At 68.8% G+C, this 23,088-nt stretch carries 20 protein-coding genes; 1 reads left to right on the top strand and 19 read right to left on the bottom strand.

Annotated elements, in window-relative coordinates; genetic code table 11:
• Positions 1–9: 9 nt before the first annotated feature.
• From J2851_RS04885 to J2851_RS04865, 5 genes are all read right to left on the bottom strand, one after another.
• Complete coding sequence (locus J2851_RS04885; protein ID WP_209764609.1) at positions 10–1,182, bottom strand: Re/Si-specific NAD(P)(+) transhydrogenase subunit alpha; 1,173 nt, start codon at positions 1,180–1,182, stop codon at positions 10–12.
• A 134-nt stretch (positions 1,183–1,316) separates the two neighbouring features.
• The gene (locus J2851_RS04880; RefSeq protein ID WP_209764607.1) at positions 1,317–1,787 is read right to left on the bottom strand and encodes a CBS domain-containing protein; all 471 of its coding nucleotides are present in this window, start codon (positions 1,785–1,787) and stop codon (positions 1,317–1,319) included.
• Positions 1,788–1,887: 100 nt separating this feature from the next.
• The gene (locus J2851_RS04875) at positions 1,888–2,910 is read right to left on the bottom strand and encodes a 2-dehydropantoate 2-reductase (RefSeq protein ID WP_209764605.1); all 1,023 of its coding nucleotides are present in this window, start codon (positions 2,908–2,910) and stop codon (positions 1,888–1,890) included.
• Positions 2,911–3,159: 249 nt separating this feature from the next.
• Entirely contained in the window at positions 3,160–3,600 is a 441-nt protein-coding gene (locus J2851_RS04870) for a GNAT family N-acetyltransferase (protein ID WP_246500408.1), read from the bottom strand.
• 178 nt (positions 3,601–3,778) lie between these two features.
• Positions 3,779–4,708, bottom strand: coding sequence for a histone deacetylase family protein (locus J2851_RS04865; protein ID WP_209764604.1), 930 nt, complete (start codon positions 4,706–4,708; stop codon positions 3,779–3,781).
• Positions 4,709–5,207: 499 nt separating this feature from the next.
• On the opposite strand from J2851_RS04865, the gene oxlT reads away from it, so the two are divergent.
• On the top strand, positions 5,208–6,509 hold the full coding sequence (gene oxlT, locus J2851_RS04860; protein ID WP_209764603.1) for an oxalate/formate MFS antiporter: 1,302 nt from the start codon (positions 5,208–5,210) through the stop codon (positions 6,507–6,509).
• Between the two features lie 116 nt (positions 6,510–6,625).
• Here the strand turns inward: oxlT and J2851_RS04855 are convergent, their stop codons facing one another.
• The 14 genes from J2851_RS04855 to J2851_RS04775 form a co-directional block, all read right to left on the bottom strand.
• Complete coding sequence (locus J2851_RS04855; RefSeq protein ID WP_209764602.1) at positions 6,626–6,832, bottom strand: hypothetical protein; 207 nt, start codon at positions 6,830–6,832, stop codon at positions 6,626–6,628.
• A gap of 118 nt (positions 6,833–6,950) precedes the next feature.
• On the bottom strand, positions 6,951–9,218 hold the full coding sequence (locus J2851_RS04850) for a hybrid sensor histidine kinase/response regulator (RefSeq protein ID WP_209764601.1): 2,268 nt from the start codon (positions 9,216–9,218) through the stop codon (positions 6,951–6,953).
• A gap of 542 nt (positions 9,219–9,760) precedes the next feature.
• Positions 9,761–10,852: an AbrB family transcriptional regulator gene (locus tag J2851_RS04840; RefSeq protein WP_209764600.1), complete on the bottom strand. Its 1,092-nt coding sequence runs from the start codon at positions 10,850–10,852 to the stop codon at positions 9,761–9,763.
• Between the two features lie 88 nt (positions 10,853–10,940).
• Positions 10,941–11,033, bottom strand: coding sequence for a 2-hydroxycarboxylate transporter family protein (locus J2851_RS04835; protein WP_209764599.1), 93 nt, complete (start codon positions 11,031–11,033; stop codon positions 10,941–10,943).
• A 45-nt stretch (positions 11,034–11,078) separates the two neighbouring features.
• On the bottom strand, positions 11,079–11,933 hold the full coding sequence (locus tag J2851_RS04830; protein WP_209764598.1) for an aldo/keto reductase: 855 nt from the start codon (positions 11,931–11,933) through the stop codon (positions 11,079–11,081).
• Between the two features lie 82 nt (positions 11,934–12,015).
• Complete coding sequence (locus J2851_RS35550; protein ID WP_246500407.1) at positions 12,016–13,515, bottom strand: SRPBCC family protein; 1,500 nt, start codon at positions 13,513–13,515, stop codon at positions 12,016–12,018.
• A gap of 1 nt (position 13,516) precedes the next feature.
• On the bottom strand, positions 13,517–13,957 hold the full coding sequence (locus J2851_RS04815) for an SRPBCC family protein (RefSeq protein ID WP_209764597.1): 441 nt from the start codon (positions 13,955–13,957) through the stop codon (positions 13,517–13,519).
• Positions 13,958–13,976: 19 nt separating this feature from the next.
• Positions 13,977–15,665 (bottom strand): flotillin family protein, encoded by a 1,689-nt coding sequence (locus tag J2851_RS04810; RefSeq protein WP_209764596.1) that lies wholly within the window; start codon positions 15,663–15,665, stop codon positions 13,977–13,979.
• Between the two features lie 28 nt (positions 15,666–15,693).
• On the bottom strand, positions 15,694–16,536 hold the full coding sequence (locus tag J2851_RS04805; RefSeq protein ID WP_209764595.1) for a phosphoenolpyruvate hydrolase family protein: 843 nt from the start codon (positions 16,534–16,536) through the stop codon (positions 15,694–15,696).
• A 163-nt stretch (positions 16,537–16,699) separates the two neighbouring features.
• Positions 16,700–18,871 carry an ABC transporter permease gene (locus J2851_RS36490; protein WP_307418836.1) on the bottom strand — a complete coding sequence of 724 codons (2,172 nt, stop codon included), beginning with the start codon at positions 18,869–18,871 and terminating at the stop codon, positions 16,700–16,702.
• Positions 18,864–19,643 carry an ABC transporter ATP-binding protein gene (locus J2851_RS04790; protein ID WP_209764594.1) on the bottom strand — a complete coding sequence of 260 codons (780 nt, stop codon included), beginning with the start codon at positions 19,641–19,643 and terminating at the stop codon, positions 18,864–18,866. The genes J2851_RS36490 and J2851_RS04790 overlap by 8 nt, the downstream gene beginning before the upstream one ends.
• Before the next feature lie 131 nt (positions 19,644–19,774).
• A complete protein-coding gene (locus tag J2851_RS04785; protein ID WP_209764593.1) occupies positions 19,775–21,043 on the bottom strand; it encodes an ABC transporter substrate-binding protein in 1,269 nt (422 codons plus the stop codon).
• A 17-nt stretch (positions 21,044–21,060) separates the two neighbouring features.
• Positions 21,061–22,089, bottom strand: a complete 1,029-nt coding sequence (locus tag J2851_RS04780) for a branched-chain amino acid ABC transporter permease (RefSeq protein ID WP_209764592.1) — start codon at positions 22,087–22,089, stop codon at positions 21,061–21,063.
• Positions 22,086–22,952 (bottom strand): branched-chain amino acid ABC transporter permease, encoded by an 867-nt coding sequence (locus tag J2851_RS04775; RefSeq protein ID WP_209764591.1) that lies wholly within the window; start codon positions 22,950–22,952, stop codon positions 22,086–22,088. The genes J2851_RS04780 and J2851_RS04775 overlap by 4 nt, the downstream gene beginning before the upstream one ends.
• Positions 22,953–23,088: the final 136 nt, after the last annotated feature.

Here is a 23,088-nt window from a genome sequence, read left to right as displayed (position 1 = left end):
GCCGCCTCCTCAGACGGTCTGCGTTTCGCGGACCTTGTCCGCGAAGGCGGGGTGGACGACTTGGCCGTCGCGGGTCAGCGCGATGGCCTTGACGATCTCGTCGTCCCAGTTGAGCGTCACGCCCTTCTCCTTGTCGTGCAGCGACTGGAGCAGGGCGAGCAGGTTCTTGGCGTAGAGCAGCGAGGCGCTCTCGGCGATGCGGCTGGGGTAGTTGGCGTGCCCGACGATTTTGACCCCGTTCTCGGTGACAACCACCTTGCCCAACTCGGAGCCCTCGACGTTGCCGCCCTGCTCCACCGCCAGGTCGATGATCACCGAGCCCGGCTTCATCGACGCCACATGCTCGCGCGTCACCAGCACCGGCGCCTTGCGGCCGGGGATCAGCGCCGTGGTGATCACGATGTCCTGCTTCTTGATGTGCTCGGCCACGAGTGCGGCCTGCTGGCGCTTGTAGTCGTCCGACATCTCCTTGGCGTAGCCGCCGGACGTCTCCGCCTGTTTGAACTCCTCGTTCTCCACCGCCACGAAGCTGCCGCCCAGGCTCTGCACCTGCTCCTTGACCGCCGGGCGCACGTCGGTGGCCGAGACGATGGCGCCCAGCCGCTTGGCCGTGGCGATGGCCTGCAGGCCGGCGACGCCGACGCCCATGATGAAGGCCTTGGCCGGCGGCACGGTGCCCGCGGCGGTCATCATCATCGGGAAGGCGCGGCCGTACTCGCTGGCGGCATCGACCACCGCCTTGAAGCCGGCGAGGTTGGCCTGGGAGGACAGCACGTCCATGACCTGGGCGCGGGTGATGCGCGGCATGAACTCCATGGCGAAGGCGTTCACCCCCGCCGCGGCGTAGGCGGCCACATGGTCGCGGCTGTTGTACGGGTTCAGGATGCCGAGCAGCAGCGCGCCGCGCTTGAGCAGCGCCAGTTCGTCCAGCTCACCCTCGCCCGCGATCAGCGGACGCTGCACCTTCAGCACAATGTCCGCATCGGACAGGGCCGACGCGGCGTCCGGCGCGATGGTGGCGCCGGCGTCCGCATAAACCTGATCCGGCAGGCTGGAGCCCAGCCCAGCGCCGCTTTCCACGACCACGTCGAGGCCGAGGCCCTTCAGCTTCTTGACCGTCTCAGGGGACGCCGCAACGCGAAGCTCGCCCGCGCGCCGCTCCCTGGGTATGGCGATTTTCATGATTCTTGGTTGCCTCCCAAAGCTCACGGCGGGGCGAGGCGTCAGCGCTCCAGCCGGTCAGGCGGGCGGCCTCGGCGGGGGGCCCGCCGGTCGTTCTTTAAAATTCAAAAATGGGGCGGCGCGCGTGTTCGCCGTTACTGGTTGGCCGCGACCGGGAAGTTCCAGCCTTCGGCGCTCGACGCCTCGTCGGCCGCATCGTCGCGCGGCGCCGCTTCGAGCTGAGCCTTGATGATGTCGCGCACGCTGACCACGCCGACGAGCGACGCGCCTTCCAGCACCGGGACGTGCCGGATGGTGTGCTCGTCCATCAGCTGGAGCACGCGGCGCACGGAATCCTTCGGCGCGCAGGAAACCGGGTTGCGGCTCATCAGCGCGGTGACCGGCTGGGTGAGCACCACCGGCCCGCGGTCGGTCAGGCCGCGGACGATGTCGCGCTCCGAAATGACGCCGACGACGGTGTTGCCCTCGGTCCGGCAGACGTCCTTGACCACCAGCGCGCCGGTGTTCTCCGCCTTCAGAAGGCGCAGCGCGGTCTCGATCGTTTCGTTGATCCGCACGGTGCCGATGCGGGTCCCCTTGCGGCGGAGAATGTCTTCAACCCTCATGACGCTCCTCCAGTGAACCGTGCCATTGTGCCTTTGGGGTCCGGCCCGCATTCTCGTTGTGGATTGTGGGGCCGGACCGTTTCCGCCTACTCTTTTCCGTCTATTGGGCGGCGACCGCGGGCGCCGCCGCTTCCTTCACGCCGGGCCGGCTGTAGATGCCGGCGACCTCGCCGCGCTGGCGGACGAGCGCCAGGACCACGTCGATGGTCGGGGTGTCGACGCCGACCATGCGGCCCATCTCCTGGACCACGGACAGCAGCGCGTCGATTTCCATCGGACGGCCGCGTTCAAGGTCCTGGAGCATGGAGGTCTTGTGCGCGCCGACCGCGCCGGCGCCGTTGATGCGTCGCTCCACGTCCACGCGGAAGTGGACGCCCAGCCGGTCGCCGATCTCCTTCGCCTCCAGCATCATCGCCTTGGCGACGGCGCGGGTTTCCGGATCGGAGCAGATGACGTCCAGCGTCGCGTGGGTCAGCGCGCTGATCGGGTTGAAGCAGAGGTTGCCCCACAGCTTCAGCCAGATCTCGTCGCGGATGCGGTCGAGCACCGGGGCGCGCAGGCCGCCGGCCTCCATCGCGGCGCTCAGCGCCTTGACGCGATCCGACTGCGTGCCGTCCGGCTCGCCCAACGAGAACTTGTCGCCGTAGATGTGCTGGATGACGCCGGGCTCCACGACCTCCGTCGCGGGATAGACGACGCAGCCGATGGCGCGTTCCGGCCCGAAGCCGTTCCACTGCGCGCCGCCCGGATCCACGCTGTCCAGCACGCGGCCTTCGAAGTCGCCGCCGTTCTTGTAGAAATACCAGTAGGGAATGCCGTTGACCGCGGTGACGACGGCGGTGTCCTTGCCCAGCAGCGGCTGGATGGCGGGCACCACGCTCGGCACGGAATGAGCCTTCAGACCGATGATGACGTAATCCTGGGGACCAAGCTCCGCCGCGTTGTCGGTGCAGCGGGGGTGAACGACCGTTTCTTCCTCGCCGACGATCAGCTTCACGCCATTCTGGCGCATCGCCGTGAGGTGGGCCCCACGCGCCACCAGGCTGACGTCCGCGCCGGCCTGGTGCAGGCGTACCCCCAGGTACCCGCCGATGGCTCCGGATCCAAAGATGCAGATCTTCATAACCCGATACCTCTCCCCCCTAATTTTGCCGCGCCTCCGCGCGGCTATTGCGTCGCCCTCAATCAATCAGCACACCGAACATATACGGAGTTTGGTATACCAGATACCAGATGTCAATCCACAAAATGGTCGCCCAGGAGGAGAGCGGAACCCACCGGATTTGGGTGCGGATTGAGGGGCCACGCATACTAAAAACCGGGCGCCCAGATGGCCGGACGCCCGGTTCTCCTTCCGCCCCTTGTGGATGGATCAGGTGAGCGGAAGGACGAGCTGGAACGACTTAATGGTCATGCGCTTGCGGTGGTAGAAACGGTGCGCGTCGCCGCGGTGGACGCCGGAGATGATCTCCATCTGGGCGCAGCCGCGCTCGCGGGCCTGGGCCGCCAGCCAGTCGAACAGCTGGTCGCCGAGGCCGTAGGAGCGGTGCTTCGGCGAGGTGACCAGGTCTTCAACATACATATAGCGACCGCGCGAGAGCGTCTCGTGCACGCGGAAGCCGCCGCAGCCGGCGACCTCGCCGTTGAAGCGCAGCAGGGCGAGGTTGTAGCCGTCTTCCATCTGGCGCCGGATCTGCGCGCGATAGGCATCGGCGTCCGTCATGTGGGTGCGAAGCTCCTTCATGACGAAATAGCTCTCCGCGATGTCGGCATCGTCCTTCGCCAGGGTGATGTCCACCGTCTGCTGCTCCATGATGCGCAACTCCCTCATTTCTATCGTTGAGTCGTTCGGTCTTTGGGATTTGGGATAGCGCGGGATCATCGCGGATCTCCGTCACTGGTATTTGGTATACCAGATTATCCGTGAGCAGAGCAACAGCGCGTGTGGACATTTCCCTTCGGCAACAATGCGGGTACGGATGTGAGTGCCGTCAGGCCCGCATCAGGGCGCGCAGATGGGCGGCCAACCCCTCCGCCAGACCGACCATGTCGTAGCCGCCTTCCAGCACCGACACGACCCGCCCGCCGCACAGGCGATCGGCGGCGTCCACCAGCTTGCGCGTCGCCCATTCGAAGTCGGCGTCGGTGAAGTTCAGCTGGGCCAGCGGGTCGCGGGCGTGCGCGTCGAAGCCGGCGGAGATCATCAGGAGGTCCGGCTTGAACGCCTCCAGCGCCGGAAGCACCGTGCGTTCCATGGCCTGCCGGAACTCGACCGTGCCGGAATAGGGCGGCAGCGGCGCGTTGACGATGTTGCCCGACGCGCCGGTCTCGCTCATCCGCCCGGTGCCGGGGTAGAGCGGCGACTGGTGGGTGGAGGCGAAGAACAGGTCCGGCTCGTCCCAGAACATGGCCTGGGTGCCGTTGCCGTGATGGACATCGAAGTCGACGACGGCGACGCGCTGCACGCCGTGGCGCTTGCGGGCGTGCTCCGCCCCGACGGCGATGTTGTTGAAGACGCAGAAGCCCATGGCGCGCGCCGGTTCGGCGTGGTGGCCGCAGGGACGAACGGCGCAGAAGGCGTTGGTCGCCTGCCCGCCAACCACCGCGTCCACCGCCTCGCACACCGCGCCCGCGGCGCGCAGGATGGCGGAGCGCGACGTCGGCGACAGCAGCGTGTCGCCGTCGAGGCGCGCATAGCCATCCTCCGGCACGGCGTCGAGCACCGCGTCCACATAGGACGGCTCATGCACCCAGCGGAGCTGCTCCACCGTGGCTTCCGGCGCGGTGCGGCGCGGAAGGCCGCGGAATTCGTCGCGATCGAGCACCTGCCACACCGTCGCGATTCGCTCCGGACGCTCCGGATGGCCCGGGCCGGTGTCGTGCAGCAGGAAGTCGGGATGCGTGATGATCGTGGTGCCCATGGCTCCCCCCACTTGAATTTTGTGCATGGCAAGGTTCGGACGTCCCCGGCTGGCCCCGCAGCCGGAGGCTCATGAACGCGGGGCAGCGCGGTGCGTCACTCCTGATAGGTATACCGAATACCAGGAAGACCAGGATTGCAAGCCGCCGCAACAGTCTGACCACCCACCATCCGGCCTCTGGATCCTCTGTGGATAGGACCCGACGAACGCCCTACCCCTTTTGCGCTCCGGGTTCCGCAACACCAGTTAACAGCATGGCGGGGCCGATAGTTTGTTACGCGCACAAAAATGCTTGCGCGTCTGAACGTATCTGGCATACCATATCTTTAATGCCAATTGACGGTATCCGAGGAAACTCCGCCGGAAAGTCGGTGTAGTCAATCCCCGGCAAGCCCAGGCAACGGAGCGGCATCTGCTCGAACGCCGACCTCCCAAAACAAAAAATCAAAAAAACAAACGCCCGACTCACGCAAAAGAGATCGCTTCGAGGAGGAGAGAAATGCACCAAGCGCTTACGGAGGACCAAAAGGGTCCTCTCGGCGGCCGCTGGTTCCAGCTGGTCATCGGCGTGATCTGCATGTCGATGATCGCGAACCTGCAGTATGGTTGGACGCTGTTCGTCAACCCGATCGATGAAAAGTACCATTGGGGCCGCGCCGGCATCCAGGTTGCCTTCACGATCTTCGTCGTCATGGAGACGTGGCTGGTCCCGGTCGAGGGCTGGTTCGTCGACAAATTCGGTCCCCGCATCGTCGTCCTGATCGGCGGCATCCTCTGCGGCCTGGCCTGGGCGATCAATTCCGTGGCCGACTCGCTGGCCATGCTGTACCTCGGTGCGGCCATCGGCGGCATCGGCGCCGGCGGCGTGTACGGCACCTGCGTCGGCAACGCGCTGAAGTGGTTCCCGGACCGCCGCGGCCTCGCCGCCGGCCTCACCGCCGCCGGTTTCGGCGCCGGCTCGGCCCTGACGGTCGTTCCGATCGCCAACATGATCGCCTCGTCCGGCTATGAGTCGACCTTCCTGACCTTCGGCATCGGCCAGGGCCTGGTCGTCTTCCTCCTCGCCTGGTTCCTGGCGGAGCCGAAGGCCGGCCAGGTCCCGTCGGCGCAGAAGTCCGGCGTCGCCCAGTCCCGCGAGAGCTACACCCCGGTGCAGATGCTGAAGACCCCGGTCTTCTGGGTCATGTACCTGATGTTCGTGATGGTTGCGGCCGGCGGCCTGATGGCGACCGCCCAGCTCGGCCCGATCGCCAAGGACTTCCACCTCGACGGCGTGCCCGTCAGCATCATGGGCCTGACCCTGCCGGCGCTGACCTTCGCCCTGTCGATCGACCGCGTGCTGAACGGCGTCACCCGTCCCTTCTTCGGCTGGGTGTCGGACAACATCGGCCGCGAGAACACGATGTTCGTCGCCTTCGCCCTGGAGTGCTTCGGCATCCTCGCGCTGAACCAGTGGGGCCACAACCCGGTCGCCTTCGTGATCCTGACCGGTCTGGTATTCTTCGCCTGGGGTGAAATCTACAGCCTGTTCCCGGCCTGCTGCGGCGACAGCTTCGGTTCGAAGTACGCCACCACCAACGCCGGCCTGCTGTACACCGCCAAGGGCACCGCGTCGCTGGTCGTTCCGTTCGCCAACATCATGGTCGCCTCGACCGGAAGCTGGCAGTCGGTGTTCTTCTTCGCCGCCGCGGTCAATGGTATCGCCGCTCTCCTGGCCCTCTTCGTCCTGAAGCCGATGCGGGCCAAGCAGATGAACGCGGTCAGCCAGACGTCGAAGCTCGCCGCGGAGCCTGCCCAGTAAGGCTCAGCCGAGCACCACACAGCACCCGAACAACAAGGGCCGGGCCGGGAGACATCTCCCGGCCCGGTTCCTTTTTGCCTGGACCAAAGAAGAGCGCCGGATCAAAGAGCGCTTGATCAGAACGCGCGCGGGAAGGAGGCCCAGGAGGGGCCGTTGGCGATCTCCTCCTCCGTCTTGCGGGCCTTGCGCACGCGGCGCAGATGCCTGGGCGACCAGGGATTGCGCACCGGATGTCCGGCGGTCGCGAGTTCGGCGGAGAGGATCCGGACGACGACGAGGCCGAAGCCCGACAGCAGCAGCGACAGCGCGACGATGGCAACCATGCTCTTATCCCTGAGTGACCGGGCGGCATGGAGACGCACGCCTGTCATGCCGCCGTCATGCCGCAGTGCAGCATACATACGCCTTGCGGTCAGGGAATGCGAGTCGTTGCGGCCGCGCTCAAGTGACGCAGCGGGCGAGCCGGAGATGCTCCTCCAGCATGCCGTGCAGCTGGCGGGGGGTGACGGGCTTGTGCAGCAGGCCAAGCCCATGCGCCTGGGCGTCGCGGTGGCATTCCGCCCCGGTCTCGCCGGTCAGGATCACGCCGGGGACCTGGGCGCCCACCAGCTCGCGGATGCGCAGGATCGCCTCGGTGCCGACCCGGCCGTCGCGCAGACGGTAGTCGGCGACGACGATGTCGGGCGAGCGTCCGGCTTCCTTCAGCCGTTCCAGGGCCTGGTCCGTGGAGCCGGCGATCAGAACCTCGTAATCCCAATCCTGGAGCATCGCCCTGAGGCCGAGCAGAACGATGGCGTCGTCGTCGACCAGCACGGCCAGCCGGTCCCGCCCGCTGCGCTCCAGGGCGGTCCCGACGGGCGCGCAGGGCGCCGACGTGCCGCTGGCCAGCGGCACGGTGATGGTGAAGGCGGAGCCTTTCCCCGGTTCCGACCGCACCTCGACCGGGTGATCGAGCAGGGCCGACAGACGTTCGACGATGGCGAGGCCGAGACCCAGGCCCTGGGCGCGGTCCCGCTCCGGGTTGCCGACCTGGTGGAACTCCTCGAAGATGCGGTCCAGATGCTCCTGCGGGATGCCGACGCCGCTGTCCTCCACCGTGATGTGCAGGCGCTTCGTCTTGGAATCGGATCGGCAGCGCAGCCGGACGAATCCGTCGTCGGTGTAGCGGACCGCGTTCTCGACGAGGTTGCGCAGCATCCGCGCCAACAGGGTCTGGTCGCTGGCGATGGCGGTCGAGCAGGCGGCGTCCACGGTGAAGGACAGCCCCTTGCTCAGCGCGATGGGCGCGTAGGACGCCGCGACCTCCTCCAGCAGCGGCCCAAGCGCCACCTCCCCCACCTCCGCCTTGATCACCCCGGCGTCGAGGCGGGAGACGTCGAGCAGGCTGTCCAGAAGGCTCTTCAGCGTGTCCAGCCCGCGCTCCAGCATGGTCAGGGCGTTCCGCCCCTCATGGCTTGCGACGTGGCCGCGGACGACCTCCGTGAACAGGAACAGCGACTGCATGGGCTGGCGCAGGTCGTGGCTGGCCGCCGCCAGGAAGCGGCTCTTGGCGCGGTTGGCCTGCTCCGCCTCCGCCTGGGCCTCGCGGGCGGCATGGACGTCGACGGCGGTGCCGATCCAGGCAACCAACGCGCCGTTCTGCCGCATGGGGTTCACCCGGCCGACGTGCCACCGGTAGACGCCGTCCGACCGGCGCAGGCGGTAGTCGAACTCGTAGGGCGCGCCCGCGGCGACGGCGGCCGCGGCAAGGCCTCGCACCCGGTCGCGGTCGTCGGGGTGAATGGTGTCCCAGCGGCTCTCCTCGGCGACGTCGGCACCGCCGTAGCGCCGCCACGCCGCGTTGATGGATTCCAGCGTGCCGTCCGGACGGTTGATCCACATGATCTGCGGAGCGTTGTTCACCAGCGCGCGGAATCGCTCCTCGCTGGCGCGCAGGGCGTTCTCGGTCTGCCTCTGGTCGGTGACGTCCACGGTCAGGCCGATCATGCGTTCGGGACGCCCGTCCGCCCGGAACAGGACACGCCCCCACGCCGACAGCCAGCGCAGCTCGCCGTCCGGGCGCACGATGCTGTACTCGACCTCGAACCGCGGGTGCAGCCCGGCGACGATCTCCGCCCGCTTGGCCATGAAGCCGTCGCTCTGGTGGGCGGGGTGGACGAGCTTCATCCAGGTGTCCAGCCCGGGCTCGTCCCGCTCCGGATCGAGCCCCATGATGCGGAACGTCTCGTCCGACCAGCGCGCCTGGCCGGTGATCAGGTCGGTCTCGAAGGTGCCGGCCCGCGCGGCGCTGAGCGCCATCGTCAGGTGCTCTTCGCTGCGTCGCAGACGCTCCTCCATGCGGTGGCGTTCCGTGATGTCCTGCAGATAGGACACGACGCCGCCGTCGGTCGGGAACAGGCGCACGAAGTACCAGCGTCCGCTGCGCGGGCTGAGGAACTCGAACTCCGCCGGCTCCCCGCCGTTCATCACCCGCTGCGCCGCGTTCCAGACCGGGGTGCCGATGGTGTCCGGCAGCATGTCGTGGACGCTGCGACCGAGCAGGGCGGGTCCGCCCCTGGTCTGCAAGGCCTTGGCCCGTTCGTTCACGAAGGTCACCCGCCAGTCGCGGTCGAATTCGATGATCGCGTCCGTCGTGCTGCGCAGCACCGCCGCCATGCGGCGGCCCATGGCGTGGGCACGGCGCCGCGCCCGCAGGAATTGCCAGAACACCCCAAAGGCCAACGCGCCGACGACAACTAAAAATCCCAAAAGGATCGCGGAAACACCCGCTGAGTTTTGCGTATCGGCAATGACGTCCTGCGCCACGGCGGCTGTACAGACCGCCGATATCAAGACCACGAGAAGTGGGAGCATGCGGCTATTCAAAGGAATTCGGGCTGCTGGAACACGGTCGTTCCTTTCGGCGGAGTGGCGCAGCACTGTAGCCTATGCGGCTCCGATGAAACGAGTAGTCAGAACCGGATAGCCGGCCATGCTCCAAAGTTCAGGTCAAGATGGCGGACGGCAACGGCTTGTTCCCGCTCGATTCGGACTGGTTTCCGCCCCTTGCGGCTCTGCCGGGAGGGGAATGGTGCGGCGGATCCCGCCCTCCCCCGTCCTGGGAGACCACGCTGTCGTACAGCTCCGTGTTGGTCATCTGGACGTAGTGGCATCCGGCGCCCAGTTCACGCCGTAGCCGAGCTTGCGCAGGCGGTGGATGATCGCGTCGGCCAGATCCCCGGTGTCCTCGACGACGAGAATGCGCATGCGGTTCAGGACTCCACCGGCGCCCGCTTCTTCGGCTCCCACAGCGGGGCTGCGACGCCGATGCCGAGGAAGCGCACGACATGGTGCGCCCCGATGAAGGCGACGTCGAGCCCCAGCGCATAGGCGACGATGGTCATCGCTTCCAGCCCACCCGGCGCGTAGGCGATCCACAGCGTGCCGAAGGGCATGCCCAGCCAGCGGCTGCCCACCCAGGCGAAGCCGGCCGCCAGGACCAGCGCGATGACGACGCTGCCGACCGCGGGGCCGACCGACCGGCGCAGCACCGCCGCCGGCACGCCGCGGAAGCGCGCGCCGATCACCGACCCGGCGATCAGGAATCCGGCGGTCAGCACGGGCGTCGGCGCCGCCCCGTGGACGAGGCCGGTGGCGTGCAGCAGCGCGCTCGCCAGCATGGCGCCCAGCAGCACGTCCCCGGGCAGGCGGAAGCGGTGGAACAGCCAGGCGCCCGCCCCGCTCGCCACAAGGAGCAGCAGGACGCCGAACGCCCCTTCCGGGCTCGCGACGACGGCCGGCGCGACCATGCCCGGCGGCGGCGCGATCAGGCGCAAAATCCAGGGCATGGCGACGACCAGGATGAACAGCCGCAGGCTCTGCGCCAGGGCCACGCGCGGCAGGTCCACGTCGGCCTTGGCGGCCATCGCCAGCACGCCGGCGAGCGCGCCGGGAATGGCGCTGTAACGCGCGGTCACTCGGTCCCAGCGGTGCACCCGCTCCAGATACATCGCGCTGGCGGCCACCGTCGCGGCGATGGACACCGCCAGCAGGATCATGCTGAGCGGCCATGTGCGCATGACGCGCAGTGTGTCCGGCGTGATGCCGGCGCCCATGGACATGCCGACCAGCGTGTAGGCGACCTCGCGCATCCACTCCGGCACGCGCAGCGGCACCCGTGTGCCGATGGCCCCGGCGGCGACCGCAACCATGGCGCCGGCCAGCCAGGCCGCGGGCATGCCCATCCAGTCGAACAGCGCCCCGCCCGCGGCACCCAGGGCGAGGGTCGTGGCGACGACGCGCGCCTCCGTCAGCCCTGTTGCGAGCCTACCGCCCGTCCCTGCCCGCCCACCATCACGCGGCATCGACACCCGGTCCTTCCACCCACAAAAAGCCACCGCCTTCCGCAGCATACGGAAGGCGGCGTTCTCAACACCAGATTGGTGGTTCGCGTCAAACGATATGCGCCAGCACGATCAGCACGACGGTCACGGTGATGGCGCCACCCATGCGCGTCGCGATCTGGGCGAAGGGCATCAGCGGCATGGGAATACCCCCTCGCCCAGCCCCGCTGGGAGAGGGGGGGGCTTCCTACAGCATCTCCAGCGGGCGCGGGCCGCGTGGGGGCGGGAAGGCACGGTCCAGGTCCGCCAGGTCCTCCGCGGTCAGCGTCAGGTCCAGCGCCGCGCGGTTTTCGCGGACATGCTGGGCGGAGGACGCCTTGGGGATCGGAATCACCCCGTGCTGCCGCAGCAGCCAGGCGAGCGCCACCTGGGCCGGGGTCGCGTCGTGGCGTTCCGCCACCCGGCGCAGTTCGGCGTGGCGGAGCATGCGTCCCTGCTCGATCGGCGAATAGGCCATGATCGGGATGCCGCGCTCGCGCAGCCAGGGCTTCAGGTCATACTCGATGCCCCGGCGCGTCAGGTTGTAGAGCAGCTGGTTGGCCTGCACGCCGGCCCCGCCGGTCACGTCCACCAGCTCCTCCATGTCCGCGAGGTCGAGGTTGCTGACGCCCCACTGGCCGATCTTGCCGTCGCGCATCAGCGCCTCGAAGGCGTCCACCGTCTCCGCGAAGTCCGGGCTGCCGCGCCAGTGCAGCAGGTAGAGGTCGATGCGGTCGGTGCGCAGGCGCTTCAGGCTGCGCTCGCAGGCGGCGATGGTGCCGCGCCGGCTGGCGTTCTGCGGCAGCACCTTGCTGACCAGGAAGACCTCGTCGCGGCGGCCGGCCATCGCGTCCGCGACCACCTCCTCCGCGCCGCCGTCGGCGTACATCTCCGCCGTGTCGATCAGCGTCATGCCGAGGTCGAGGCCGAGCTTCAGCGCGTCCACCTCCCGCGCATGGTCGCGGCCGTCCTCCCCCATGTACCAGGTGCCCTGCCCCAGCACCGGGACGGGTCGCCCCGAGGGCAGCGTCGTGGTGGGAATCGCCGTCGTGGGAATCGCCATGGTCACTCTCCTTCTCGGGGCTGTGATATGGGATGCCACGAAACGTTAGCCCACAGGAGTTCTTCAGGGAACCAGGCCAAATCTAAGGAAACAAAATGGTGGCCCCGACGCTGGCCCGGTCCTCCAGCCGCCGATGCGCCTGCGCGGCCTCGCGCAGTGGGAAGCGCGCACCGACGAAGGGCCGGACCAGCCCCCGGCGCAGCGCGTCGAACAGGCGTTGCGACGACAGCCGCACCTGCGCCGGTGTGCCGGCGTAGTGCCCGAAGTTGGGCCGCGACAGCCGCGCCGAGCGTTCGGCCAGCGACGCCACGTCCAGCGGCTCCAGATGGCCGCCCGCCTGCCCGTAGCTGACGATGTGCCCGCAGGGTGCCAGCATGGCGAGATCGCGGGCGAGGCTGTCGCGCCCCACCGCGTCGTAGACCACGTCGGCGCCGCGCCCGCCGGTCAGTTCCAGGACGCGTCCCGGCACGTCGTCGGTCGTCAGCACGACGTGCGCGCAGCCCTGGGCGCGGGCGATGCGCGCCTTCGCCTCCGACCCGACGACGCCGATCACCGTGGCACCGAGCGCGCCCGCCCACTGGCACAGCAGCACCCCGACCCCGCCGGCCGCCGCGTGCACCACGGCGGTCTCCCCCGCGGCCAGCGGGTGAACGCGGTGCAGCAGGAATTCCGCCGTCATGCCCTTCAGCAGGGTGGCCGCGGCGGTTTCGTCGTCGATGTCGTCGGGGAGCGACACCAGCAACTCCGCCGGCATCGTGCGCCGCTCCGCATAGGCGCCGACCGGCGCGCAGGCGTAGCCGACGCGGTCGCCCGGCGACAGGCCGGTGACGCCGGGGCCAATGGAGTCGATGACGCCGACGCCTTCCATGCCCGGCACGCCCGGCGGCTGGAGCAGGCGGAAGTACCCGGTGCGGCAGTAGACGTCGATGAAGTTCACGCCAATGGCCGTGTGGCGCACCGTCACCTCGCCGGGGCCGGGCGGCGGGACCGCGACGCGGGTCCATTGCAGGACATCCGGCGGGCCGTAGGCGCGCGCGACGATGGCGTCGCACATGCCCCCTCCCCAGCCCTCCCCCGCGTTGCGGGAGAGGGTGCCGCCGTCCCCTCCACCGCGCAGCGGGGGAGGGTTAGGGAGGGGGCCGCGTCCGCGGCGCAGTGCCTTTGCCATCCCCGCAAACCCCGCCTCATACACCCCCTCGGCCACCAGCCGGACCATCTCCGCCTCGCGCTCCGGCGGGCAATCGAAGTCGCTCGTCCAGGTCCAGAAGGTCCGGTTCCCATCGGTCACCGGCTTCAGCCGGATGTGCGCGACGTAGCCGAACAGCGGCAGCGGGGCGTCGAGGATGCAGTAGGACAGCGTGAAGTCGCGGTCGGACAGACTGAGCAGCTGCTCGCGCAGCACCGCGCCGCCGGTCAGGCGGAAGCGCCGCACCGCGCCGACCGAGTCCGGCGCCTGCCCGTCCTCGATCACGCTGTCGGCGACGGCCGGGTGCCAGTCGCGGTGGCTGTTGAAGTCGCGGAGGATCCGCCAGACCTCCGCGACCGGCGCGTCGATGACCGTGGAGCGGACGACGCGCGGCATGTCAGGCGCGCCTCGCCTTCTCCTTCAGGGTGTCGAAGGCCCCCTGGAAGACGCCCTGCCCGATCAGCTGCGTCAGTTCCCCTTCCCGCCCGGCGGCGCAGTTGAACTCCGCCGACCATTCGGCGAAGCAGCGGTCGCCGTCGGTGACCGGCGACAGCTTCAGCGTCGCGAGGTAGTCGGTGACGCCCAGAGGACTTTCCAGGATCGAATAGCTGCACTGGTAGTCGTAGTCGGACAGCATCAGCAGCTTTTCGCGGAGCACGGCGCCGTCCTTCAGGCGGAAGTTCCGGACGCAGCCGATCCGGTCGGCCGGCTCGCCCCCTTCGATGCGGCTCTCGGCGCAGAAGGGCGTCCAGTCCGGCAGCCCGTTGAAGTCGCGGACGATCGCCCAGACCCGCTCCGCCGGGGCGTCGATGACGGTGGATGTGTAGACCTTCACCATGTGGGCCTCCCCTTGCCGATCAATGCTTCGTTCCATCTTCCGGCTCGGCCAGCGCGCGGTGGTTGAGGCCGCCGGCGAGCTTGTTGATGTCCACGCCCTCGATGCCGATCTCCCGCAGCAGCTGGTCGACCAGCGGCGCCTGGGCGCGGTAGCGCAGCGCGGAGTTGACCACGGAGTCCGCGATCCCCGCACCGTTGCCGTCGCCGTTGGCATGGTGCCCGTTCATGCCCAGCCCGTCCACATGCAGGATCTTGATGCCCTCGATCCGCTCCATGGGGCGCACGCTCTCGCGGATGATGGCCTCCAGCTTGTCGATCAGCTTCAGCCGCATGGCGGAGCTGCGGCTGTCCGGCGTCAGCACGTTCTGCGCCTCGTTCATCTGGCGCGCGCCCTCAGCCTCGATCTCGTAGCGCAGGCGGGCGGCCAGCGCGCGGATCTTGTCGGCCTCCGCTTCCGCCTCCGCGGCGATGCGCCAGGATTCGGCGCGGTCCATGGCGGCCAGCCGTTCGGCCTCGGCCTCCGTTCGCAGGCGGACGGCGTCGCGCTGGGCCTCCTGCACCGCCGCAATCAGCTCGATCTGCTTGCGCCGCTCCGCCTGCTCGATCTCGCGGGCGGAGAAGACCTTCTCCTCGGCGGCAACGGCCAGCGCGCGGGCCTCCTCGGCGCGGGCCAGAGCTTCCGACTGGGCGCGGGACTGTTCGGCGACGGCGATCTGCCGCTCCTGCTCCGCCAATTCCAGCGACTTGCGGCGGTCCACCTCCAGCCGCTGCACCTCGCGTTCGCGCTGGATGCGTTCCTCCTCCAGGCGGCGTTCGGTCTGGATGCGGATGCGCTCCACCTGCTCGCGGGCGGTCAGCTGGGCCTCCTCGGCGCTGCGGTCCTGCTCGGCCCGTTCGCGGGCGAGTTCGGCGCGCTGCATGGCGCGGCGGATTTCCAGCTCGCGTTCCTGCGACAGGCGGGCGTATTCGGACTCCCGCTCGATGTCCAGCATCAGCTTCTCGGCCTCCAGGTTCTTGTTGCGGATCTGGATGGCCGTGTCCTGCTCGATGTCGTTTCGCACCTTCTTGCGCTGCTCGATCTCCTGCGTCAGGCGGGTCAGGCCCTCCGCGTCGAAGGCGTTGGAGGGGTTGAAGTATTCCATCGGCGTCTGGTCGAGGCTGGTCAGCGACACGCTTTCCAGCTCCAACCCGTTCAGCGCCAGCCCCTCGGCGACGGACGCGCGGACGCGCTTCACGTAGTCGCCGCGTTTGACGTGCATCTCCTCCATGCTCATCTCGGCGGCGACGGCGCGCAGCGCGTCGACGAAGCGGCCTTCCACCAGTTCCTTCAGCCCTTCCGCCTTCATGGTGCGGGAGCCCAGCGTCTGGGCGGCGATGGAGATGGCCTCCGGCGTCGGGGCGACGCGGACGTAGAACTCCGCGATGACGTCCACGCGCATGCGGTCGCGGGTGATCAGCGCCTGCTCCCGCGCGCGGCGCACCTCCAGCCGCAGGGTGGACATGTTGACCAACGTCAGGTCGTGGATGATTGGCAGCACGACGGCCCCGCCGTTGACCACCACCCGCTGCCCGCCGAGGCCGGTGCGCACGAAGCTGACCTCCTTCGTGGATCGTCGGTAGAAGAAGTAGAGGAAGTAGGCCACGACCGCCACGACGATGGCGATGACGACCAACCAGGCGATCAACGCGCCGATCGTTTCTCCGGACATGGGGGTCCTCCCTTTTTACTTTGGCCTGTTACTCTCGTGCCTTGCGCTTCATGGCCGTGAAGGCCCGCGTCTGTTCGGTCAGCGCCGTCTCGACCGGCAGACGTTCCATGCTGGACGCTCCGTAGAAGCCGTCGCAGTCCGGGCAGCGGTCCAGGATGAAGGCGGCGTCCTCGGGCATGCTGATGGGGCCGCCGTGGCACAGCGCGATGACGTCCTTGCGCACGCGCTTGGCGGCGGCAATCCAAGCGTTGATATCCTCGGCGCACTGGTCCAGCGTCTTCGCCGTCTCCGCCCCGATGCTGCCGCCGGTGGTCAGGCCCATGTGGCAGACGACGATGTCCGCCCCCGCGCCCGCCATCGCCTCCGCCTCCCCTCCGGAGAAGACGTAGGGGGTGGTCAGCAGGTCCAGTTCATGGGCGGCGCGAATCATGTCCACCTCCAGCCCATAGCCCATGCCGGTCTCCTCCAGGTTCGCCCGGAAGGTGCCGTCGATCAGCCCCACGGTCGGGAAGTTCTGCACGCCGGAGAAGCCCAGGTCGGCGAGCCTCCGCAGGAAATGGCCGCGGATCATGAAGGGGTCGGTGCCATTGACGCCGGCCAGCACGGGCGTGTGCTTGACGACCGGCAGCACCTCCCGCGCCATCTCCACGACGATCTCGTTGGCGTTGCCGTAGGCGAGCAGCCCGGCGAGCGACCCGCGCCCGGCCATCCGGTAGCGGCCGGAGTTGTAGATGACGATCAGGTCGATCCCCCCAGCCTCCTCGCACTTGGCGGACAGGCCGGTTCCGGCCCCGCCGCCGACGATGGGCTCCCCCCGCGCGATCTTGGCGCGGAACGTATCAAGGATGGTCTGGCGGGCTATGCGGGGCATCGGGTCGCCTTCTCGTGGATGGTGGAGTGCACGCGCTGGGCCCCCTCCCTAACCCTCCCCCATCTTCGACGGGGGAGGGAACTCCGCCGCACGTCCCTGAAAGCCCTCCCCCGCGAAGTGGGGGAGGGTTGGGTGGGGGCCCAACGCTTGGCGCTCTCCCAGGTCATCCCATCACCTCCCCGAAGGCCTTCACCAGGGCCTCTGCGAACGCCGGGTCGTTGATGTTCATGGGCAGCCGGATCAGCTTGCGGTTCGGGCCGGGCCGCACCGTTTCCTCCAGCGCGCGGAAAAGCGCCGCATCGGCGGCAGGGTCGTGGAAGGGCTTGCCCGGCGCGTCGATCAGCGACACGCCGCCCTCCGGGATCAGGAAGCGGACGGGGCCGTCCATGCGGTTCAGCTTCTCGCCGATCCAGCGGCCCATGCGGGCGTTCTCCTCCGCCGTGGTGCGCATCAGCGTCACCTGCGGGTTGTGGCGGTAGAGATTCCGGCCCTTGTACTGGGCGGGCACCGTGTCGATCGGCCCCCAGTTGACCATGTCCAGCGCTCCGCAGGAGCCGACATAGGGCACCCGCGTGCGGATGATGGAGTCCAGCCTCCCCTCGCCCGCGCTCATCACCCCGCCCATGACGTGGTCGGCGACCTCGGTCGTCGTCACGTCGATGACGCCGGCCAGCAGACGCGAATCCACCAGCTTTTCCATGGACTGCCCGCCGGTGCCCGTGGCGTGGAAGACCAGGCAGTCGTACCGCTCCTCCAGCGCCCGCTGGACCATCTGGACGCAGGGGGTGGTCACGCCGAACATGGTCAGGCCCACGGCGGGCTTGTCGGCCATCACGCTGCGCGGGCGGTGGGCGATCATGCCGGCCAGCGCGTGGGCGGCATTGGACAGCACCTGTTCGGAGATGCGGTTGATGCCCTGCACGTCGGTGACGGAGTGCATCATGCAGAGGTCCGATGGCCCGACATAGCCCTTCACGTCGCCGCTGGCGACGGTGGAGACCATCACCTTCGGCACCCCCACCGCAAGCCGCCGCATGGCCGGCGTGGCGAGTGACGTCGCCCCGGAGCCGCCGGCGGAAATCAGCCCGCCGACGTCGCGGCGGGTCAGGACGAAGCGCTCGAACGCCTCCGCCATCGCCGCGACGGACGACCCGCGGTCGCCGGTGAAGACCGCCGCGGATCCCCTGGGATGGTGCCGCGCGACCTCCTGCGGGCCGACGTCGGCCGGGCTCGGTCGGCCGGAGGTGGAAAGGTCCACGGTGACGGTGCTCAGCCCCAGCTTCTCGATGCGGTTCTTCAGGAAGAACAGCTCCTTTGCCTTGGTGTCGAAGGTGCCGGCGATGTAGGCCGCGCGCCCGATGGTTTGAGCAATGGACACCGCCATCTCGCGCGGAACCGCGTCTTCGGCGACGGTCACGGGCTCGGGCGCTGGGCGTGCAGCAGTTCGGCTGCCGGAGCCCCAGCGGGTCGGCGCGCGGGCGATGCTGACGACCGGCTCCTCCATCGGCAGGTCGATGGTCGGAACGCCGGCGATCTCCGCGGCGGCGCGGCGGACGACGTAGGCGCGCACTTCCGGTTCGGGTTCCGCGGCGGGAGCGACGTCGGTGGCAACTTCGTCCTCGTGCCCGTGGCTGCCGACGCCGATCAGGCGGCGTTGCAGCTCCGGATCGCGGGCCAGCTCGGCGGAGGGAAGCTCCCGCGCGATGCGGCCGTTGACCATCACCGCGACGCGGGAGGCCACGTCCAGCGCCACGCCCAGATTCTGCTCGACCAGCAGCACGCTGATCTCGGCCTCGCCGCCCAGCCGCTTCAGCATGGCGGCGACCTGCTCCACGATCACGGGGGCAAGGCCCTCGGTCGGCTCGTCCATGATCAGTAGGCGGGGGTTCGCCAGCAGCGCCCGGCCGATGGCGAGCATCTGCTGCTCACCGCCCGACAGCTGCCCGCCGCCGTTGTTGCGGCGCTCCTTCAGGCGGGGGAAGGCCTCGTAGACGCGCTCCACCGTCCATGGCCCCTTGGAGCCGGCGACCAGCCGCAGATGCTCGTCGACGCTGAGCGACGGCCAGACGCGGCGGCCCTGCGGGACATAGCCGACGCGGTGCGCCACCACGTCGTTGGGGGCGAGGCCCAGGATCTCCTGCCCCAGCACCCGCACCGACCCGCGCTGCGCCCGCACCATGCCCATGATGGCGTTGCACAGCGTGGTCTTGCCCATGCCGTTGCGCCCGACCACCGCCAGCACGCCGCCGTCGAGCCGCAGCGTCACGCCCTGCAAGGCGTGCGACTGGCCGTAGTAGACGTGGAGGTCGGAGACCTGGAGGATCGGTTCAGCCATGCCGCCCTCCCAGGTAGATCTTCTGCACCTCGGGGTCCGTCTCGATGTCCGCGGGCAGGCCGTGCTTGAAGACGCGGCCCTGGTGCATGACGGTCACCGTCTCCGCGACCTGCAAGGCGACCGCCAAATCGTGCTCGATGATGATGAAGCCGATGTGGCTGGGCAGAGCCTTCAGGATGTCCACCAGTTCGCGCCGCTCCGCGGGGCTGAGGCCGGCAGCGGGCTCGTCGAACAGGATGAAGCGGGGGGCGCCGGCCAGCGCCATGCCGATCTCCAGCTGCCGCTGCTGCCCGTGCGACAGCTCCGACACCGGGCGGTCGGCGACCTCCTCCAGGTGGATGGCGTGGGCAAGCTGCCGCGCGGCGATGCGCGCCGGATGGTCCTCCCCCGGCCGCAGCAGGCTCATGCGCCGCCGCCCCACCCCGCGCACCGCGAGGTACAGGTTGTCCAGCACCGGCAACCCGCGGAACAGCTGGGAGTTCTGGTAGGTGCGCCGCAGGCCACGCCGGATGCGCTCATAGGGGGGCAGTTCGGTGATGTCCTCCCCGAAGAAGCGGATGCGGCCGTTCGACGGCGGGAAGTCGCCGGTGATGGTGTTGAACAGCGTCGTCTTCCCCGCCCCGTTGGAGCCGAGGATCGCCCGCCGCTCCCCCGCCGTAACGGAGAAGGTCACGTTGTCCACCGCCACCAGCGCGCCGAACACCCGGCTGACCCCGGACAGTTCCAGCGCGTTGGATGATGCGACGGATTTCAGGCGTTCGGCGCGTTGCATGGGGATCCTTTTTCTCCCTCTCCCCTCTGGGGAGAGGGGCGGGGTGAGGGGGTCCCGCCGCCTTGGTACGTCCGGCAAAAGCGCAACCCCCTCACTCTAACCCTCTCCCCAGAGGGGAGAGGGGATTCAGCCTACCGGCACTCCGGGTTGTCGCGGCTGGCGGGGCCGAGCTTCAGGAACTCCGCCTCGTCCATGCCCATGGTCTGGTTCACCTGCGGGATGACCTTCACGACCTTGTTCATCAGCGTGTTGTTCGGCCCTTCGACCACCTCGGTCAGGAAGATGTCGGCGACGGCCTGCCGGTTCTTGTCCAGGCTGACCTTGCCGGTCGGCGTGTCCATCGTCAGCTTTGCGAGTGCCGCCTGGAACTTCTTCTCCCCGTCACCGAGGTCGCCCTTCACCTCGTTCAGCCCGGCGACCATCGCCTTGCCGGCGAGGTAGTAGGCGTGCGCGAACAGCGAGGGCGACGGCAGGCCGTCCGGGAAGGCCTTCTTGTAGTCGGCGACGAACTGCTTCCACTTGGCGTCGTCCCAGGTGTCGGCGATGGGACCGGCCGACGGCGTGCCGATCAGGTAGCTGCGCCGCTTGCCCTTGGCGCCCAGCACGGTCTGGTCCACGGTGATGGAGCCGGCGATCATCGGCTTGTCGCCGCCGGACTGCTCGTACTGCGTCAGGAAGTTGGTGGCGTCGGCGCCGCCCAGCGCCACGTAGATGGCGTTGATGTTGTCCGGGATCTTCGCGATGATGGAGGAGAAGTCCTTGTTGCCGATGGGCACCCAGAACTTGTCCGCGACCTTGCCGCCGGCCTTGCAGAACTCCAGCATGAAGCCCATCACCTGGCTGTAGGGAAAGCCGTAGTCCTCCGCCACGGTGACGACGCGCTTGTAGCCCTTGGTCTTGGCGCTGTAGTCGCCGAGGCCGGCCGCCCACTGAACGCCGTCGGTGTTGAAGCGGTAGAAGTTGGGCGCGGGGTTGCGCAGCGTGGTGTCCTGGGCCGCCGACGAACCGTTGATGAAGGTCACGTTCGGGTGCGTCTTGGCGAAGTCGCGCATCGCCACGCCCTCGTCGCCGGACAGCGGTCCGACCAGGATGTCGACCTTGTCCTGCTCCACCAGCTTGCGGGCGGCGCGGATGGCGCTGTCCGGCGTGGCGTCGGACGAGCCCTTGACCAACTCGATCTTCTTGCCGCCGGCAGTGTAGTTCGCCTCCTTCAGCGCTAGTTCCAGACCGCGCAGCCCGTCCTGGCCGAGCACGGTGAAGGCGCCCTCCAGCGTGGCGAGGCCGCCCACCTTGATGCTGTCGGCCGCCTGGGCCGGCGCCGCGATGGAAAGCCCCGCCAGCATCGTCGCGGCCAGGAAAGCACCCCTTACGCTCCGCACCCCCCAAATGCTCCGCACCATGGTTCCCTCCCAAGATTTTATCGTTGTGAAGACGGGCCCTCGGACCTGCGCCGGGTCATGCGCTGCCACAGCCCGACCAGCCCGTCGGGCGACGCCAGCACGATGATCAGGAAGGCCACCCCGATGACGAGGTTGAAGCGCTCGGGGTCGATCAGGTCGATCGCGAAGTTCTGCAACAGGATGAAGACCAGCGCCCCGACATAGGGGCCGACCGGGTGCACCATGCCGCCCAGCACCGCCATGACCAGCACGTTGATGCAGGGTCCCGCGGCGATGGAACCCGGGGAGATGCGCCCGTTGAACCAGGCCAGCAACAGCCCCCCGACGGCGGCCAGCAGGCCGGACATGGCGTAGGCGGCGACCCGGTGGGCGTAGACGTTGAAGCCGATGGCCCGCATGCGCCGCGGGTTGTCGCGCACCGCCTGCAAGGCGAGCCCGAAGGTCGACCGCGTCACATAGACGACGCCCGCGTAAGCCGCCGCCGCGAAGGCGAGGCTGAGGTAGTAGAAGGGCAGCGGCGCCCGGAGATTCAGGCCGAAGAGGCTGGGCGGCTTCAGCCCGGCGAAGCCGGCGAAGCCGTTGAAGATCGCGTAGTTCTGCCGGCAGAACAGGGAGAAGGCCACCGCGATCGCCAGCGTGATCATGATGGTGTAGATGCCCTCGGTCCGCGCCGCGAGCATGCCGGTGATGGTGGCGAAGGCCGTGGCGATCAGCAGCGCCACGGGGATCGCCGCCCACCACTCCCAGCCCAGCGAGATGTCCGGCCGGTTCGACACGCCGAATACCGCGACCATGTAGGCCGCCACACCGGCGAAGGTCAGCTGCGCCAAACTGACCATGCCGCCATAGCCGCCCAGCCACATCAGCGACAGCGCGATGGTGCCCATGAACAGCGTCTGCGCGCCGATCTGCACGATCCAGAAATCGCTCGCCATCAGCGGGTAGGCCAGCAGCGCCAGCCCCAGCAGCCCATACTTGGCGATGCGCCCGTGCAGGGCGAGGTTCGTCGGAGACCTGACAGTCGTGTCTTGGATGGCGATGGTCATGCCCGGCGCCCCATCAACCCTTGCGGCCGCAGCGCCAGCGCCGCCACCAGGATCAGGAAGGTGTAGACCGCCCCGTAGGTGGGGGAGTAGGCGAGCCCGTACTGCTCGGCCAGCCCGATGATCAGCGCGCCGACCGCCGCGCCGGTGATGCTGCCCAGGCCGCCGACGATCACCACGATCAGGGAGGCCAGCAGGTAACGCACGTCCTCGCCCGGCGCGATGGACAGGGCGGTGCCGCCGACCACGCCGGCGAAGCCGGCCAGACCCGCGCCCACCATGAAGGTGATGGCGAAGACGCGCTGCACGTTGACTCCGCTCGCCGCCAGCATGGCGCGGTCGTCCACCCCGGCGCGGATCATCATCCCGACCTTGGTGCGGTTCAGGAACAGCCACAGCCCGACCCCGATGGCCGCGGCGGCCACCAGCAGCGCGATGCGGTAGCTGGGGTAGCGCCAGTTCGGCGTGAAGGGCAGCAGCAGCGACCCGTCGATGACCTCCGGCGGGGTAAACTGGTAGGTCTCCCCGCCCCAGAACCACAGCATCAGGTCGGCCAGCACGATGGAGATGCCGATGGTCACCATCGTCTGCCGCAGGTCCTGCCCCTCCATCCGCCGGAAGATCAGCAGCTGGAGCCCCAGGCCGAGCACCGCCGTCGCCGCGAAGCCCGCCGCCACGCCCAGCAGCCAGTATTCCACCTTGTCCGCCACCGTCCAGCCGACGTAGGCGCCCAGCAGGTACAGCGCCCCGTGCGCCAGGTTGACGTTGCGCATCAGCCCGAACACCAGCGTGAAGCCGCTGGCGACCAGGAAATACAGCGCCCCGAGGGTGAGGCCGTTGAGGGTGGTGAGGATGAATTGCTTCATCGCAAGGCCCTCGCCAAATGCCCCCTCCCCCCGCCCTCCCCCGCTTCGCGGGAGAGGGAGCTTGGGTGCTGCGATGCCCAATCCCCTCCACCTCGAAGAGGGGGAGGGTTAGGGAGGGGGCTGCGCCGCAGGCGCG

The organism is Azospirillum rugosum, from assembly GCF_017876155.1.
Taxonomy (GTDB): domain Bacteria; phylum Pseudomonadota; class Alphaproteobacteria; order Azospirillales; family Azospirillaceae; genus Azospirillum; species Azospirillum rugosum.
The sequence above is the reverse complement of the archived record's forward strand: the minus strand, read 5'-3'. Positions and strand labels throughout refer to the sequence as shown.